11 protein-coding genes, 2 tRNA genes and 3 rRNA genes are annotated in these 18395 nt (G+C 44.4%); 5 read left to right on the top strand and 11 right to left on the bottom strand.

What is annotated here, in order from left to right; all coding sequences use genetic code 11:
• Window positions 1–159: 159 nt before the first annotated feature.
• Together ABID99_RS00080 and ABID99_RS00075 are read left to right on the top strand one after the other, a co-directional pair.
• Window positions 160–2967 carry an outer membrane beta-barrel family protein gene (locus tag ABID99_RS00080; protein WP_373612499.1) on the top strand — a complete coding sequence of 936 codons (2808 nt, stop codon included), beginning with the start codon at window positions 160–162 and terminating at the stop codon, window positions 2965–2967.
• A gap of 6 nt (window positions 2968–2973) precedes the next feature.
• Window positions 2974–3753 carry a GLPGLI family protein gene (locus ABID99_RS00075; protein WP_354485647.1) on the top strand — a complete coding sequence of 260 codons (780 nt, stop codon included), beginning with the start codon at window positions 2974–2976 and terminating at the stop codon, window positions 3751–3753.
• A 128-nt stretch (window positions 3754–3881) separates the two neighbouring features.
• Here the strand turns inward: ABID99_RS00075 and ABID99_RS00070 are convergent, their stop codons facing one another.
• From ABID99_RS00070 to ABID99_RS00050, 5 genes are read right to left on the bottom strand one after another with little or no spacing between them, the layout of a single operon-like run.
• A complete protein-coding gene (locus ABID99_RS00070) occupies window positions 3882–4670 on the bottom strand; it encodes an SDR family oxidoreductase (RefSeq protein WP_090534995.1) in 789 nt (262 codons plus the stop codon).
• Between the two features lie 25 nt (window positions 4671–4695).
• Window positions 4696–5976: an L-fucose:H+ symporter permease gene (fucP, locus tag ABID99_RS00065; RefSeq protein ID WP_188834818.1), complete on the bottom strand. Its 1281-nt coding sequence runs from the start codon at window positions 5974–5976 to the stop codon at window positions 4696–4698.
• 30 nt (window positions 5977–6006) lie between these two features.
• On the bottom strand, window positions 6007–7224 hold the full coding sequence (locus ABID99_RS00060) for a DUF6786 family protein (RefSeq protein ID WP_373612498.1): 1218 nt from the start codon (window positions 7222–7224) through the stop codon (window positions 6007–6009).
• 5 nt (window positions 7225–7229) lie between these two features.
• Window positions 7230–8081: a fumarylacetoacetate hydrolase family protein gene (locus ABID99_RS00055; RefSeq protein ID WP_373612497.1), complete on the bottom strand. Its 852-nt coding sequence runs from the start codon at window positions 8079–8081 to the stop codon at window positions 7230–7232.
• A complete protein-coding gene (locus ABID99_RS00050) occupies window positions 8081–9253 on the bottom strand; it encodes a glycoside hydrolase family 172 protein (protein WP_373612496.1) in 1173 nt (390 codons plus the stop codon). Before ABID99_RS00050 ends, ABID99_RS00055 begins: the two co-directional genes overlap by 1 nt.
• Window positions 9254–9537: 284 nt before the next feature.
• On the opposite strand from ABID99_RS00050, the gene ABID99_RS00045 reads away from it, so the two are divergent.
• The 3 genes from ABID99_RS00045 (at window position 9538) to ABID99_RS00035 (ending at window position 11305) form a co-directional block, all read left to right on the top strand.
• Window positions 9538–10122: a Crp/Fnr family transcriptional regulator gene (locus ABID99_RS00045; RefSeq protein WP_373612495.1), complete on the top strand. Its 585-nt coding sequence runs from the start codon at window positions 9538–9540 to the stop codon at window positions 10120–10122.
• 159 nt (window positions 10123–10281) lie between these two features.
• Window positions 10282–10998: a pirin family protein gene (locus ABID99_RS00040; protein WP_373612494.1), complete on the top strand. Its 717-nt coding sequence runs from the start codon at window positions 10282–10284 to the stop codon at window positions 10996–10998.
• A 4-nt stretch (window positions 10999–11002) separates the two neighbouring features.
• A complete protein-coding gene (locus tag ABID99_RS00035) occupies window positions 11003–11305 on the top strand; it encodes a hypothetical protein (protein ID WP_176629115.1) in 303 nt (100 codons plus the stop codon).
• Window positions 11306–11310: 5 nt separating this feature from the next.
• Here ABID99_RS00035 and ABID99_RS00030 read toward each other — a convergent pair whose 3' ends face one another.
• The 6 genes from ABID99_RS00030 to ABID99_RS00005 form a co-directional block, all read right to left on the bottom strand.
• A complete protein-coding gene (locus ABID99_RS00030; protein WP_188834822.1) occupies window positions 11311–12138 on the bottom strand; it encodes a hypothetical protein in 828 nt (275 codons plus the stop codon).
• Window positions 12139–12535: 397 nt separating this feature from the next.
• Window positions 12536–12647, bottom strand: a 5S ribosomal RNA gene (gene rrf, locus ABID99_RS00025).
• Between the two features lie 226 nt (window positions 12648–12873).
• A 23S ribosomal RNA gene (locus tag ABID99_RS00020) occupies window positions 12874–15753 on the bottom strand.
• Between the two features lie 242 nt (window positions 15754–15995).
• Window positions 15996–16072: transfer RNA gene (locus ABID99_RS00015), tRNA-Ala, on the bottom strand.
• A gap of 99 nt (window positions 16073–16171) precedes the next feature.
• A tRNA-Ile gene (locus tag ABID99_RS00010) sits at window positions 16172–16246 on the bottom strand.
• Window positions 16247–16457: 211 nt separating this feature from the next.
• Window positions 16458–17978, bottom strand: a 16S ribosomal RNA gene (locus tag ABID99_RS00005).
• The 16S, 23S and 5S rRNA genes sit together here with 2 tRNA genes alongside, the layout of an rRNA operon.
• Window positions 17979–18395 lie beyond the last annotated feature (417 nt).

The following is an 18395-nucleotide window of genomic DNA, read 5'->3' as shown; positions in this document are numbered from 1 at the left end:
CGATTAGTCCACGCCCAGACACAGCCTCCCATATTTAGCCCATCCAGCCACGACCAAATGTTAAAATTTGGCGATGAAATGTTAAATCTACAGTATAAAATGTTAAACCTCTTGCGTAACTAACTATTTAGTTTTATTTTGGCTTTCATAATCTACCTTATGAAAATCACAATTATTGGAATTCTGCTATTTCTAACAGGCGCGGCAAACTTATCAGCTCAAACCAATTACAGCATTAAAGGCACAATAGCCGATACCGTTTCTAATTCTAAATTAGCAAACGCCAGCATCAGCGTTATAACTGCTAAAGATTCCATCCTTCAAAAATTTACGCGTGTTAAAGAGGATGGTACATTTGCCATTAACAATTTAAGCAAGGGCAAGTTCATTGTACTGGCCACTTACCCCGGTTATGCAGATTTTGTAGAGCATTTCACCTTAGATTCTGCACACACCACACACAACTTCGGCCGAATCAGCATGCTGCTTAAAGAGCGTCTTTTACAGGAAGTGATTGTAAAAGGAAAAGCGGCTGCCATCAAAATTAAGGGCGATACCACCGAGTTTAACCCGGCTGCCTACAATATCCAGCCCAACTCAAAAGTTGAAGACCTGCTGAAACAACTGCCTGGCATTGAAGTAGATAAAGACGGCAAGATCACGGCGCAAGGCCAAACCGTAAAAAAAGTATTGGTTGACGGTGAGGAATTTTTTGGAGATGACCCTACCCTGGTTACCAAAAATCTTCGTGCCGATATGGTGGATAAGGTACAGCTTTACGACAAGAAGAGCGATCAGGCTGCGTTTACAGGTATTGATGATGGCGTGAAAGACAAAACCATCAATATTAAACTTAAGGAAGATAAAAAGAACGGCTACTTCGGCAAGCTTGATGGTGGCATAGGCACCGATGGCTATTACCAGGGGCAGGCTTTATTTAACCGCTTTAAGGGAAAGCAGAAGTTTTCAGTTTATGGTACGCTGGGCAATAACGGTAAAACAGGTTTAGGCTGGGAAGATAATAATAAATATGGCGGCGGTAGCGGCATGGAAATGAGCGACGATGGTGGTTTTTACTTCTATAGCGGCGGAGGTGATGATCTTGATAGTTTTAGTGGCCGATATGATGGCGAAGGTAAACCGATAGCGCGTACTGGTGGCGTACATTACGATACCAAATGGAACGGCGATAAGGAATCTCTAAATACCAATTATAAAATAGGGTCACTTACGGTTGATGGGACAAAGAACACCCAAACACTAAATAACTTTCCTGGTAATATTACAACTGTTAACACCGATCAAACAAATCACAATTACCTGTTTCGCCAAAAACTCGACCTGAATTACCAGTTAAAGATCGATTCGATGCAGAACCTAAAAGTTACGGCCGACGGAACTTTAAGACACAGCGATACCAAAAGCTCGTTCCAAACACAAAACCGTCTTCTAAATGGTAACCTTACCAACACCAACGATCAGGATAATAGCGCCAATGTTGACGGCAAGGTATTTAATGCCAGTGCCTTCTATACCAAAAAATTCAAAAAGAAAAGCCGCACGTTATCAGTAAACTTCAGAACAAGCCTTAATGAAAGTGATTCGAAAGGCTTCCTGAAATCAACTCTTGGTTACTACAATCCGGCAAACGGCGAACATTTAAGGGATACAGTTACCGATCAGTATAAAGCTAATAAAACTCAAAGCACAAATATCAGCACTAACATAACTTATACCGAACCCCTCGCTAAAGATTTTACGCTGGCTTTGAGTTATATGATAGCAGTAAATAATGCTAACAACGATAGGCGCAGCTTCAATAAACCATCTGCCACAGCTGGTGTTTATTCGGTTTTAGATAGCATTTATAGCAGCGATTATAAACTAAACCAATTATCAAACCAGGGAGGCGCGGTATTTAACATTCAGAAACAAAAATTCACATTTAACTTTGGCACCAAAATAGCCGGAGTTAAGTTTAAGCAGGTTGATGAATTTGGTCGTACACCTGATTTAACACGTAATTTCACCAACTGGTACCCGCAAGCCAGCTTCCAGTACAAATTTACCAAGCAATCAAGCATTCGTTTAAGCTACAATGGCAATACTTCGCAACCCAGCATTGATCAGATCCAACCGGTTAGGATAAATAACGACCAATTGAACATACAAACAGGTAACGCAGACCTGAAACCGTCATTCACCAACCGTTACAACATCAGCTATAACTCGTATAAAGTTATCAGCAATCAATATATCTGGATCAGCGGTTCGTACTCAACAACCAGTAACCCCATTGTAACCAATGCTGTACGCGATACCTCTGGTGTTATTACCTATAAGCCATCAAATTTAAAAAACCACTCAACCAGCACTTTTTGGGCAAATAGCTATTTTGAAAGAAAAATACCGGGAATAGGTATTAACGCTGGTTTCGAGTTATCAGCTAACGGTAGTGGCTACTATAATTTCCAGAATGATACGCTAAACAAAACCAAATCATATAACTATTCGGGAAGTATCCGGCTTTCTAAATATAAAGAGAAAAAGTACGATGCCTGGATTTCGGCGGGCCCTACCTACACGATCAACTCATCGTCGTTAAATTCCGCACTAAATAATAACGGACGCGGATTTAACGCCAACGGAGGCTTCAACATTTACCTTCCGGGAAAATTCCAGATCGGATCGGATGGAAACTACACCTATAACGCTCCGACAAAATCTTTCCCTGATCAGGATTTCAAGCGCTTCCTGTTAAATGCCAATATAGCGCGCACATTTTTTAAAGACGCGCTGAAAGCAACCATTTCGGGCAATGATTTGTTAAATCAAAATATCGGTTATAACCGTACCGGTGCATCAAACATCATTACGCAAGAACGTTACACCACAATAAGGAGGTACTTCATGTTCACCCTCACCTGGGATTTTAACAAAGTTGGAGGCGGTACACCTAAAAAATAACCTATCATGAAAAAGATTTTAACCTTAACAACCGTATTGCTATTAATCGCGAACGTTTTGCTTGCGCAGGGCAATAAGCATTTTACTTTTCACGGTACCATTGAGTATAACAAAACATCAAATATGTGGGCCATGCTGCAAAAACTGATCAACAAGGATAATGAAAGCTGGTACCAGCCTATGTATGATCAGTACAAGAAAAATAAGCCACAGTTTAAGGTTTTGAAAAGCTCATTAAAATTCGGCAATAATCAAACCTTGTTTACTCCTATTGAACCGGAATACACTCCCAACAATTTTGGCGACGAACTGCCGATGGCTGTACAGAATAATACCATTTACACCGATTATAATACGGGTTTAAGCACCAGCCAAAAGAAGGTATTTGAAGAAACCTTCCTGGTAAAGGATACCACAAGGCACATTAAATGGAAACTAACCGGCGAAAACAGGGAGATTGCCGGTTATAACTGCCGCAGAGCAAACGGCCTCATACTTGATTCTATCTATGTAGTAGCTTTTTATACCGATGAGATCCCTGTTTCCGGTGGCCCCGAATCATTTAATGGTTTGCCGGGTATGATATTAGGAGTTGCATTGCCCCATGAAAACATAACCTGGTTTGCCACCAAGGTCACCGAACAACCGGTAGATGAAAAATCCCTTTCAGCACCTAAAAAAGGGAAAGCAGGTAATAACAAAAGCTTCCTTACTGTACTGCAAAACGCCATGAAAGATTGGGGCGAAACTTATGCAAAGCAGTATTTAAAAGGATTTTCGTTGTAGGAGGAGAACGTTAGTGCGAAAACCAGACTTACGAAGTTTTTGAAACTTCGTAAGTCTTCTAAAGGCAAGCTTTCTCAGATCATATCCAAGCGCCAGTGTCTTCACGGGCGCTTTTTTCTTATATACCTTTACGCGTTAGCCAGCGCCCTGTCCAAATGCACATAGCCGCCATCAACATAAATTAGCTGACCGGTAGTATGGCTTGATACCGGCGACAATAAAAACGCTACGGTATTGGCAATTTCCTCGGCAGTGGTCATCCGGTTGCCCAATGGGATCTTTGATTCGATCTCTTTCAATTTCCCCTGAGGATCGGGCAGGGTTTTGATCCAATTAGCGTAAAGCGGTGTCCAGCATTCGGCCACTACCAGCGCGTTTACACGGATGCCGTATTTCAAAAGCTCAACCGCCCATTCGCGGGTAAGCGCGTTACGGCCACCGTTTGATGCCGCGTAACCCGAGGTATTTCCCTGGCCGGTATCCGCAGTTTTTGAAGTAATGTTGAGGATAGCCCCTTTTGATTTTTTCAGTTCAGGCAAGGCATGATGCGCCATCAGGTAATAATGCACCACGTTTTTATGCAGCGAGGCCATGAACCCTTCGTAGTCGCCGCTTTCCAGGCCAACACCATCATTTACTCCGGCATTATTCACTAAGCCATCGATACGGCCAAATTTTATTATTACTTCATTAACCGCATTTTCGCATGCTTTAGGGTCAGTAAGTTCGGCCACTACCTGGTACGCCTTATGCCCTGCTGTTGCTATAGCTTCAACCGTTTTCAGGTTATCAGCCTCACCGCGGCCTATTATAACCGGGATAGCACCCTCGGCAGCTAACACTTTCACTATGCCTTCGCCTATGCCCTTGGCGCCGCCGGTAACTATAATTACCTTATCTGTAAGTTGTAAATTCATTTTTTTATAATAGATAGATCAAATATTAATGCGAACCTGATAAGGTTAGCTTTTTAACTTTATGGTTGTTGATAGCAAAGATCAGGATGCCAAAAAAGCAAATGCCAGGCACAACGTAAGCCCATTGAATGCTGTGTGTTGCGTCAGAAACCCGCCCCATGATTACCGGGAAAATGGCACCGCCTACAATGCCCATGATTACCAATGATGAACCAAGTTTAGTTTTAGCGCCCAGGCCACGGATACTTAACGAGAAAATAGTCGGGAACATGATCGACATAAAAAACCAGGTACACATTAACGCGTAAACCGCTACTTCGCCTTTTAGTGTTACCGCCATAGCTATCAGGAAAATGTTAATAATCGCATAAGTGATAAGCAGTTTAACCGGGTTAAAATAACGCATGAGCAATGTACCAATAAACCTGCCTGCCATGAAACCCGCAGAAGCTATAGTGAGATAAAAAGAAGCTGGTTTTTCGGCAAATCCGGCTACTTTTTCTGAATAGCGGATAAAGAAACTGCTTATACCAGCTTGCGCCCCTACATATAAAAACTCTGCAAAGATACCGGCCCTTAAACTTTTCACGTGCAACAGCTCGCTTATCCTTACACCAAGCGAACGGTTGTCGTTAACTGCCTCTTCACTGGTTTCTTCAACAATTGGCGGGAAGTGCGTGCGATAAATTAAGAATGCAACTACAAGCACCACTGCGCCAATTACCACAAAAGGAATTTGTACAGACGATGCTTCATGATTAAGATATTCATTCAGCTGCTCGGGCGACATTTTGCTTGATTCCGCATCTGTTAACACTTTGCCCGATAAAATATAATTACCACCGATAAGCGGAGCTAAGGTAGCAGCCAAGCCGTTAAATGATTGTGAAAAGTTGATCCTTCTTTCAGCACCAGCCGGATCACCTAATACCGTTATATAAGGATTAGCTGCCGTTTCCAAAAAGGCTGCGCCCGAAAATACGATGAACAGGGCCGCTAAAAAGAACGCATAGTTACGTACCGCCGCTGCCGGGAAAAACAGGAACGCACCTGTTGAAAAAAGTATCAAACCTAAGATGATCCCGCCCTTGTAGCCATATTTTTTCATGAACTGTGCGGCCGGAATAGGTAATATGAAATAGGCTATATAGGATGCCGAATCGATAAGTGAGGATTGAAGGTCATTAAGCTGGCAAGCCTTTTTTAAATGTGGAATTAAGATCGGGTTAAGATTGAGCGCGAATCCCCAGATAAAGAACAGGGAAGTAATTAATGCTACTGCGAACAGGGCGTTGTTTTTTGACATTAGTGTTTATGGTTGTTATATATTGATCTGTTATTTAAATGCTGCTGAAATATCATCCAGTGAAATCCCCAGTGTTTTTAATGCTATTTTGTTTAATGCGGCTTTATTACCGGTGAAATGGAATACACTATGTTTATGTGTAAGCTTTTCGCCCGGCTTCAGGAACGCGGCGGGTGATACGCTTTCTATCTCATAAAAAGGCCCCATTTGCTTACCATCGGCCAGTGGGCCATCGTTATAAGCATTCACCGCGTCGCCGCTGTAAGGCGCGGTATCTGTTTTCCATTCCTGGTTTAGGTAGGATGCTGTACTATCCACATCAAACATGGTTATGGTTAAAACATCGTTCTCGGCATCGTAACTGCCAGCCATATTTTTTGCCCGGTTTGGCGGGATGCCCAGTTTACCGCGACTTTTGCCATCGGCCTTAAACAGCAGAATGCCGCTTTTATAAGTGATCCTATCCTTCGGAATCTCGCCGAAATAATTGGTAGTGGCTACTTTCCCTTTCGCATTTTCATTATAGGGAACTACAATCACCACTTTGGGCGAAGGGGTAAACATATCTAAATTCCATAAACAAGGTGCGCCTGTAGCTTTATCCCAAGCTTTATCTCCTGCATTAATGAGGGAATTTACAGTATTAAAACCAACTGTTTTTACAGCTGTATCCGCATCAATACTTAATACTTGCTGAATTGCATTTGGCTCCATGATCTCCACATCACGCTCCAGCTTTATTGATAATCCGGTGCCGGCATAATTTTGCAGACGCGTGCTTTTGCTCATCGATACCTTTTTATCCGAAGTTGAAATGAGTTCCCAACTTTCATTATCAACAGCAGCCGGCGTATGCCAATTGGCAAACTCCATTTTGGTGCCCGGCTTAAAGAAAAGCGAGAATTGCCCGCCTTCCGGCCCAAGCCACAGGCGATCTTCACCGCCAAAGGCATTCATATGCGGGTCTGGCTGTTTCAAATCGAATGTTTCATACTTGATCCATCCGAAACTTTTACCATTTAAACCATCAGCGGTAGATGTAAAAACCTTTGCCTGATATTTGGGCGATACGATCACCTGCCCTAAACCGCTGCCATCTTTTAAAACGATAACACTATCCTTTGCTTTTAAAAAATCAAGATCAGATCCAAAAGTTCCTTTCATGGGTAGTTGAGGGTTGCGCATGGTACACGACACCGAAGCGGCAAACAGCAAAACTAATGATGACTTTTTTAAAAGCTGCACCATACCGCTTATTTATGTTTAGGATTTAAGCCAATCACATTCACCATTGTGCCGATATGGTCAATACTGATCTCCACAACGTCGCCGGCTTGCAAAGTAAAACTTGGCGGCGGCACCAGGCAGGTGCCCGTCATTAAAAAGCATCCGTAAGGAAAATCACATTCGCTGTATAAATAACCGGTAAGTTCTGTAAAGGAGCGTTTAATACGTGATACCGTAGTTTCATCTTCAAAAACCAGCTCTTTTTTACGCTTAATGTTCATGCTAATCACGGTATCGCCAGGAATTGGCTCGGAAGTTACATATAAGCAAGGCCCAAGTGCGGCACTTTTTTCATAAACTTTAGCCTGCGGAAGGTACAACGCATTTTCTCCCTCAATACTCCGCGAGCTCATATCATTGCCAATGGTATATCCCTGGATATTACCATCGCTATTCACAAATAGTGTAAGTTCAGGCTCTGGCACATCCCACTCCGAATCTTTGCGGATGTAAACCTCACCGTTATGCCCGGATACCCGGTGAGCAAGGGCTTTGAAAAAAAGCTCAGGCCGGGGTGCGTCATAAACCTTATCATACAAACTCGCGCCGGTTTCTGATTCCTCCATGCGGGCGTCACGGCTACGTAAATAAGTTACGCCGGCGGCCCATACTTCCTGGGTACCAATCGGCGGCAATATTTTGCTGTTTAGATATTCATTCTCCACCTCGGCGCTTAAAGCCGTAGTATCGGCAGTGATCGATTCCAGGTAAGCCGCTAAACCATCCCGGTTGATCAGTTTATCCCATTCATCATCAATAATATATGATGAACCGTTATGTTGCAATAGGCTGCCTTTGGCAAGTTTATATAGTTTCATTAGTTTACTTCCAGTTCGTCTTTTGAGGGGAATTTAGGGAAAGGGCCGTGTTCGCCGGTTTGATACCAGAACACGGTTGAAGCGATATCATCCTGCAGGGGCATGTACCGGCCATCGTGCCGCCAGCCCAGGGCCTGTATGGTAACCTTCAGGCTTTTTTCAAAGCGGATGGGATCAACGATATGCCAGCGGTACATGCCGAAACGTTGTGCAATTTCATAGTGCCCATCGCCGCGGATCACCTGGGGCAAACCACTGTAAGGGCTGCAAAATTCGGTGTACTCTGTTCCCGGTTTTTCTTTCCCGTTGGCATCTTTATGGCGGGTATCAAAATCATACGATCCGCAAAAATAATCTTCTGTCCCTGTTCCATTTATAGTAGGAAACTTGGTATCACCATCCATAAAAAATTTGATCTCCCCTTCGCCCCACCAGCCATTTTTGTTTGAGCCATAAGCTATGTAAGTACCAACATATTGCCCTTTGCCTTTGATACTATCCACCAAAACGAAATCTTTTTTATAAGGTAACGGGTTTACCCTGCGAAACTGCGCGTGAAAATAGCCCGCATCCTCGGGTACATCGGTCAGGGTATAATCAACCTGGTAATAGAGAACCATATCCGCATCGTCGATATTTTCCATAGTGATGCGGCATTTTTTGCGAAACGGCATTGGCCAGTAGCAGTTAAAAGCGCTGCCGGGGTTTACTGCAACGGCAAGGGAACTTACCGGCGCGTATTTACCCCAACCCATACAAAAAAAGTCGCCCACGGGCACCTCAACTGACGGGGTAGTTTCATCGTCCCAGTAAAAACGGATTATGGAATAGCGCCAGTTGCCGGTTGGCGTCATCCAGATATGTTGGATAGCGCCCGATCCGTTAATTTCAGCGACGGTAAAAGTTGTATGCTTTTTGATGACAACGCTTGGGCTTACTTTCCAGGTCTGGCCCAGATCGCGCGAGGCATTGGCACCGGTGCCTGTTGTGGCCATGCCGCCTTTACCTTTTTCGCCGGTGAAGTTCTCGGGGCTGATAGATCGTGTCTTAGCGTCAGACGTACGATAAAGGTTCCCGAGCCCAACATCAAGACCGTTAAATTTTTGCTGCGCATTAACAAACGAAGCGACAATAACACACAGGCAGATCGTTAAAAAATAATTTTTCACCATAAAACTTATCTTTAAAATCAATTAACACAGTAATTGGTAATGCGTTCCAGGTTTATTTGTTTATGCTTCAGGCCTTGGTTAAAAAGCCATTCACAATCATATTGATAATTTTTTGCTATCCATACCGCTTTATAAGCATAACATGCGCATATTTTGGCATGGCTTAACTACGGTTGATAAAGCTAATTTAAAAATTATTAAATAATGCCCTGTACCTGTAAAAAACAGGATAGATTAATTGCCCATTCTTCGATAAATAAGCTAAATAAACCACATTTTTGCATATGCCGTTTGATCTGATACTTAACAATCTCGAAAAACACATCCACTTAACCCGCGAAGAACAGGAAATTTTTACGGCTTATTTACAGCCTAAAAAAATAAAACGAAAACAGTTTTTGCTTACTTATGGTGAGATATGCAAGTATTCGGCTTTTGTAACGGCCGGTTGTTTGCGAGGCTATACCGTAGATAAAAGTGGTATCGAACACGTGTTAAACTTTGCCCCTGCCGATTGGTGGATTGCCGATATGTATAGTCTAATTTCGCAAAAACCCGGTATCCAGAATATCGAAGCATTGGAAGATACAGATGTACTGCTGCTCTCAAAAGCAAATCAGGAAAAACTATACACACAAATCCCAAAGTTTGAACATTTTTTCCGGATCCTTACCGAAAATTCTTTGGTAGCCAGCCAGCAGAGGTTGATCGATAGTTTAAGCTTAACTGCCGAAGAACGTTATAATAATTTTTGCAAGCGCTACCCTACACTAATAGATCATCTCCCACAAAAACAAATAGCCTCCTATATAGGTGTAACGCCCGAGTTTTTTAGTAGGATGAAGAGTGAAATGGTAAGGAAAAGATAGATGAATGGTTGATTGGGTTGATTAGAGAGTGGTTTTATACGCAATAAACAACTACTCTCCACCCACCTAATCAACTACTCTCCAATTTTCTTAACCTACATCAAGTGCCGCCAACCAACGACCCTTTAACTTTGTATTACAATTTAAAGGAAACACACCATGGCACAGACCATTTTACATAAAGCCAACACCCGCGGACATGCAGACCACGGATGGTTACACAGCTACCAATCATTTAGTTTTGCTGGTTATTACAATCCTAAACGGATGAACTTTGGCGCGTTGAGGGTGTTGAACGATGATACCGTTGATCCGGGTATGGGTTTCGGCAAACACCCGCATGATAACATGGAGATTATATCCATTCCGCTGGAGGGTGATCTGGAGCATAAGGACAGCATGAACAATGTAGCTGTTATCAAAAACGGAGATATCCAGGCTATGAGCGCCGGTACCGGAATTTTTCACAGTGAGTATAATTTTGACCGCACCAGCGAAGTTAAATTTCTTCAAATCTGGATTTACCCTAACAAACGGAACGTTGAACCACGTTATGATCAGATTTCATTAAATCTTGAAGACCGTCATAACAAACTACAACAGGTATTATCCCCCAGTCCCGACGATGCAGGTGTGTGGATCCATCAGGACGCATGGTTTCATTTAGGCAAGTTTGACAAAGGAGTAAGCACCGAATACAGCATCAAGAAAGAGGGCAACGGCGTTTATACGTTTGTGTTAAGCGGCGAAGTGATTATTAATGGCGAAACTTTAAATAGTCGCGATGCTTTGGGTATTTGGGATACCGACAAATTTACCGTTGAAGCAGGTACAGATTCAGAGTTTTTGTTGATTGATGTACCAATGAAATTTTAAGATCATGGAAAAGACGCAGATACTGGTAGTTGGCCGTCACCCCGAAATACTAGCTACCGTGGTACGGCTGGTAAACAATAATCCTAATTGGAACGCAACAGGCTGCCTCAGCGATGAGGAGGCCATTGCGGCATTCAGTACGCGGGATTTTAAACTCGTGCTATTAGGTGGTGGTGTTGATGAGATATCGGAATATAAATTGAATGAATATTTTTGTGCCGAAAAACCCAGCATTAAAATAGTTCAGCATTTTGGCGGAGGGAGTGGACTGCTCTCGGCTGAGATTTTTGAGGCATTAGGTAGCTGATTAACTTAATGGCTGCTGCAACCACTACATCCTGAAGCAGAGCACCCTGAGCAACCGCTTCCACATCCACTGCCCCCGCCGCTATGACACCCATGACCAGAATGTCCGTGATGGCCCGAATCGAAACTACTATCAGCTCCGCAGCCGACGGTACTACAACCAGTCCCACCACCATTACCGTCACGGTCCCGTTTATCATCATTGCGCCCTTCACTATGATAACTTAATATGGTAACACCAACAAACAGTACCAGGAAAATTAATATAAAAATATCATTATCTGAGGCCTGTATGCATATCCATGAAACAAGGATCAACATCCCCATCAACAACAATACTTTAATTCGTCGAGGTTTACGGATAAGCCAGTATTTATCCAGGTTCACTCGTTGAAAATTAATCTCTTTAAAGCGGACTTCGTTTCCAGGCCAGATATCAGCAGGCGACTGTTCGTTAAAACAGTTAAAATATAATTGGCCGGTATCAGTATAAAACGTGTCATACTTTACTGCTTCGCTATTTCCACCTTTAGTAGGATTATGATGGATCTCCCTTCCGAGTGTGTCACGGCAAAGATCTATCCAATATGACCGGGTAAAAGTTAAATGCAGGTGCCAGGCCTGATCAATAGCATCGGAAGGTGTTACACCATGTTCGGAGATACAACAAAGAAAAATAAAACGTTTGTATTCAGCAATCACTCTACGGGTATAAACTAAGTCCCACCCATTCTCGCGCGCCAGGCGTTCGGAAAATTTGAAAGCAGCTTCAGGATCATCCAATTGAAAATCCAGGATCTTTTGCCAAAGCGCGGCTTGTTCTGCTGTAAGCATATGTTTAGGTATATACTTTAAAAATAGCAAAATAATATGGTAATGAAATGTTTATTGGTGATGGTGTTCGTTATCTTGCTATCGATCGGACTTTGTTCATTTTGTTAAGAAAAGAACAAAGCCAACCCGCGGCAACTAAGCGGGCCAACGTAAAGTTAAATACAACAATGATTTCTTTGGGCGTTGCCTGTGGCCGGGCTATGCGCTCATACTGCACGGGCATTAGCCACAGGCCGGTATCCGCTCCTATCCCTAACGTGGTTTGAGGGTCAGTGGAAAGCAGAGATTGGCTACAGTTGGCATGGCTTGGGATAGGAGAATCCCCAAAGTCTAATAACGCAAAAAGCCTTAGTAATTAGCTAAGGCTTTGCGATGTTGCACCATTGAAGGTGATAAAGGGTGGCACCGACCTACTCTCCCACGTTTTACCGCAGTACCATCGGCTCTGGCGGGCTTGACTTCTCTGTTCGGAATGGGAAGAGGTAGACACCGCCGATATAGGCACCTGAATTTCTTTTTATTAAGGTGAAAGCTTAAAGGTAAAAGGTTAAAGGTTTCTTACCTTTCGCCTTTATCCTTTGGCCTTTCAGCCTCATAAATGACATATTATTGAAAGAAGGAATTGAATGTAGAGAAAACAACAGCATTGTTGTTTGTTTGTGGTTGATAGTTCATGGTTCATCGCTGCATATTACTATGAACTATGATCCAATTACTATCAACCCTTTTTTCTATCTGAAGAAAGCTTCGGGCAATTAGTATTACTCGGCTATGATGTCACCACCTTTATACCTGTAACCTATCAACGTAGTAGTCTCCTACGACCCTCAATGGAAGTCTCATCTTGTGGCTAGTTTCGCACTTAGATGCTTTCAGCGCTTATCTATTCCCAACGTAGCTACTCTGCAGTACACCTGGCGGCATAACAGATTCACCAGAGGTTAGTCCAACCCGGTCCTCTCGTACTAAGGTCAGCCCCACTCAAACTTCCTACGCCCACAACAGATAGGGACCGAACTGTCTCGCGACGTTCTGAACCCAGCTCGCGTGCCACTTTAATGAGCGAACAGCTCAACCCTTGGGACCTTCTCCAGCCCCAGGATGTGACGAGCCGACATCGAGGTGCCAAACCTCCCCGTCGATATGAGCTCTTGGGGGAGATCAGCCTGTTATCCCCAGCGTACCTTTTATCCTTTGAGCGATGGCCCTTCCATGCAGAACCACCGGATCACTATATCCGTCTTTCGACCCAGCTCGACTTGTCTGTCTCACTGTCAAGCAAGCTTATGCTATTGCACTCCGCGTACGGTTACCAAGCGTACTGAGCTTACCTTTGAAAGCCTCCGTTACCTTTTTGGAGGCGACCACCCCAGTCAAACTACCCGCCAAACAATGTTCTCCACTTTGTAGAGTTAGACACCAAATACAGAAAGGGTGGTATTTCAACGTTGACTAACCAACTCCTAGCGAAGCTGGATCACAGTCTCCCACCTATCCTACACATCCTGTATCCGATATCAATGTTAAGCTATAGTGAAGGTGCATGGGGTCTTTCCGTCCCGTTGCGGGTAACCGGCGTCTTCACCGATACCACAATTTCACCGAGCTCATGGCTGAGACAGCGCCCAGATCGTTACACCATTCGTGCAGGTCGGAACTTACCCGACAAGGAATTTCGCTACCTTAGGACCGTTATAGTTACGGCCGCCGTTTACTGGGGCTTCGATTCAATGCTTCGCCTTGCGACTAACATCCCCTCTTAACCTTCCAGCACCGGGCAGGTGTCAGGCCATATACGTCATCTTGCGATTTTGCATAGCCATGTGTTTTTGTTAAACAGTCGCCTGGGCCTTTTCACTGCGGCTGACATTGCTGCCAGCGCCCCTTCTCCCGAAGTTACAGGGCCATTTTGCCGAGTTCCTTAGCCATGATTCACTCGAGCACCTTAGGATTCTCTCCTCGACTACCTGTGTCGGTTTACGGTACGGGTTTTTATTACCTGAAGCTTAGCGGGTTTTCTTGGAAGTCTGATTACCTGAACTATCACCTTGTCCGAAGATTCGGTGTACTATCAGCTTTCAGCAAAGTCTGCGTACTTAACTACAAACTCTATACCTACAGCCTTTAACGAACTATTCCGTCAGTTCGCGTCAGTGTCACTACTCCGTCACCGCATCGCAGTAATAAAAAGTACTGGAATATTAACCAGTTGTCCATCGGCTACGCCTGTCGGCTTCACCTTAGGCCCCGACTAACCCTGATCCGATTAGCGTTGATCAGGAAACCTTAGTCTTTCGGTGGGCGGGTTTCTCTCCCGCCTTATCGTTACTTATGCCTACATTTGCTTTTCTATTCCCTCCACAGTCAGTTACCTTCCTGCTTCTCCGACAAATAGAATGCTCCCCTACCAGTCACATTACTGTGAATCCATAGCTTCGGTATACTGCTTGATGCCCGTTTATTATCCATGCCCGATCGCTCGACTAGTGAGCTGTTACGCACTCTTTAAATGAATGGCTGCTTCCAAGCCAACATCCTAGCTGTCTGTGCAATCGGACCTCGTTAGTTCAACTTAGCAATAATTTAGGGACCTTAGCTGATGGTCTGGGTTCTTTCCCTCTCGGCCATGGACCTTAGCACCCATAGCCTCACTCCAGCGTATATTATAAAGCATTCGGAGTTTATCTGGATTTGGTAGGATTTGACTCCCCCGCACCCAATTAGTAGCTCTACCTCTTTATAACTCAACCGCCAGGCTGTTCCTAAAAACATTTCGGGGAGTACGAGCTATTTCCCAGTTTGATTAGCCTTTCACCCCTACCCACAAGTCATCCGGAAACTTTTCAACGTTTATCGGTTCGGTCCTCCAGTACCTGTTACGGCACCTTCAACCTGCCCATGGGTAGATCACAAGGTTTCGCGTCTACCTCCCCTGACTATACGCCCTTTTCAGACTCGCTTTCGCTTCGGATCCGTGTCTTAAACACTTAACCTTGCCAGGGAAGAGTAACTCGTAGGCTCATTATGCAAAAGGCACGCCGTCACCCGTTACCAGGCTCCGACCGCTTGTAAGTACACGGTTTCAGGTTCTATTTCACTCCCCTGTTCGGGGTTCTTTTCACCTTTCCCTCACGGTACTGGTTCACTATCGGTCTCTCAGGAGTATTTAGCCTTACCGGATGGTGCCGGCAAATTCCCACAAGGCGTCTCCGACCTCGCGGTACTCAGGATACCACTATCCTATTATCTATTACCCGTACGCAGCTCTCATGCTCTATGGCAGGGTTTCCCACCCCCTTCCGGTTCTATTTAATATTCATGTTGTGGTCCTACAACCCCTGCTATGCCGTAACATAACAGGTTTGGGCTTCTTCCATTTCGCTCGCCACTACTCTGGAAATCACTATTGTTTTCTCTTCCTCTGCTTACTTAGATGTTTCAGTTCGGCAGGTTAGCGCATTTATGCAGTTATTCTTCAAATAACTAGGTTTCCCCATTCGGAAATCTGCGGATCAATTCATATTTGCTAATCCCCGCAGCTTATCGCAGCTTATCACGTCCTTCTTCGCCTCTGAGAGCCAAGGCATCCCCCGTGTACCCTTTCTTACTTTCTTCTACTCTTGCGCCTTTTGCGCCGCAAGGTATGTCTTTATTTTAGTCCGTCGTTCGACAGAGTCAAGAGTTCAGGAGTCAGGAAGCAAGATTACTCTTGTTTCTTTATTCTTGTAATCTTGGTTCTCAATCAAACAACTTCCTATCTGTTGTTTTCTCTTGTTTTCAATTACTTCTTCCAATATGTCAAAGAACGTTAGTTTTCATCTGTAGCGTAACCTATATTATAGTTACTGTAGAATACTTGGTGGAGAATAACGGATTCGAACCGTTGACCCCCTGCGTGCAAGGCAGGTGCTCTAGCCAGCTGAGCTAATCCCCCGAAGGATAAATTAATTAGTGATTTGGTGATTTATTGAATTAGTGATTGCTTTTCAATTCACTAACTCACTAATTCCTTAACTCGCTAATTGCCTTGTTGTAGTCCCGAGCAGATTTGAACTGCTGACCCCTACATTATCAGTGTAGTGCTCTAACCAAGCTGAGCTACAGGACTATTTGTTTTTAGTTGCAGTTATCAGTTGCAGTTTGCAGGACTTTTCTGCCTACTGCTGCTGCCACTGCTTACTGCCACTTGTCCTGTGCTTACTTTCGTTTACACATTCCACAGATGGCTTCATCTTCTGGGTTTCCTTTTGTCTTTTTTTTGTGTTTTAAGAAATATCATGTAGGTAACAGTTCCGAATTACTCAGAGATACTGCTCCAGAAAGGAGGTATTCCAGCCACACCTTCCGGTACGGCTACCTTGTTACGACTTAGCCCCAGTTACCGACTTTACCCTAGGACGCTCCTTGCGGTTACGCACTTCAGGCACTTCCAGCTTCCATGGCTTGACGGGCGGTGTGTACAAGGCCCGGGAACGTATTCACCGCGTCATTGCTGATACGCGATTACTAGCGAATCCAACTTCACGGGGTCGAGTTGCAGACCCCGATCCGAACTGTGAATGGCTTTATGAGATTGGCATCCTGTTGCCAGGTAGCTGCCCTCTGTACCATCCATTGTAGCACGTGTGTAGCCCCGGACGTAAGGGCCATGATGACTTGACGTCGTCCCCTCCTTCCTCTCTATTTGCATAGGCAGTCTGTTTAGAGTCCCCACCTTAAATGCTGGCAACTAAACATAGGGGTTGCGCTCGTTGCGGGACTTAACCCAACACCTCACGGCACGAGCTGACGACAGCCATGCAGCACCTAGTTTCGTGTTCCGAAGAACTGTGACGTCTCTGTCACATTCACTAACTTTCAAGCCCGGGTAAGGTTCCTCGCGTATCATCGAATTAAACCACATGCTCCTCCGCTTGTGCGGGCCCCCGTCAATTCCTTTGAGTTTCACCCTTGCGGGCGTACTCCCCAGGTGGAACACTTAACGCTTTCGCTTAGACGCTGACCGTATATCGCCAACATCGAGTGTTCATCGTTTAGGGCGTGGACTACCAGGGTATCTAATCCTGTTTGATCCCCACGCTTTCGTGCCTCAGCGTCAATCATACTTTAGTAAGCTGCCTTCGCAATTGGTGTTCTGTGACATATCTATGCATTTCACCGCTACTTGTCACATTCCGCCTACCTCAAGTACATTCAAGCTCTTCAGTATCAAGGGCACTGCGATAGTTGAGCTACCGTCTTTCACCCCTGACTTAAAAAGCCGCCTACGCACCCTTTAAACCCAATAAATCCGGATAACGCTTGGATCCTCCGTATTACCGCGGCTGCTGGCACGGAGTTAGCCGATCCTTATTCTCAAGGTACATTCAACCCGGTTCACGAACCGGGGTTTATTCCCCTGCAAAAGCAGTTTACAACCCGTAGGGCCGTCTTCCTGCACGCGGCATGGCTGGTTCAGACTTCCGTCCATTGACCAATATTCCTTACTGCTGCCTCCCGTAGGAGTCTGGTCCGTGTCTCAGTACCAGTGTGGGGGGTCATCCTCTCAGATCCCCTAAACATCGTCGCCTTGGTATGCCGTTACCACACCAACTAGCTAATGTTGCGCATGCCCATCTTGATCCTATAAATATTTGATTATAATACGATGCCATATCATAATGTTATGCGGTCTTAATCTCTCTTTCGAGAGGCTATCCCCCTGATCAAGGTAGGTTACATACGTGTTACGCACCCGTGCGCCACTCTCATTAGGAGCAAGCTCCCAAATCCCGTCCGACTTGCATGTATTAGGCCTGCCGCTAGCGTTCATCCTGAGCCAGGATCAAACTCTCCATTGTAAAATGTTTTGTTTAACCACTGACCCTATTATTAATTAATAGAATCTGTATTATATATCTTTATACAGTCTCTCTTCTTTTTGTAACTCTTCAGCTTTGTTTAACCTTGGTTAGACTTCGCCTCCCGTTACGCTACATGATTTCCATTTCTTAAAAGAACTTGCTCGCTTCATCATCCGAATCAGCTATTATGTCGTCGCAATTCGCATTGCTTAACTTGTCAGTTTGTTTCCCCGAAAATCGCTTCCGGCTCTTTTGTTTTACTCATTAACCATCGTTAACTTTCTCCCTTCTTTTATTGACTGAACTCGCTCAGCCTCAACTTCTTTCGCTCTCTCAAGCACCCTTCCGTTTGGGTCTGCAAAGGTAGGAAACCTTTTCTTATTTCCAAAACTTTTTTTTATTTATTTTTTAAAG

The sequence above is a fragment of the Mucilaginibacter sp. OAE612 genome, assembly GCF_041806395.1.
GTDB lineage: Bacteria > Bacteroidota > Bacteroidia > Sphingobacteriales > Sphingobacteriaceae > Mucilaginibacter > Mucilaginibacter rubeus.
Note: the sequence above shows the minus strand (reverse complement) of the source record. Positions and strands in the feature narration are given on the sequence as shown.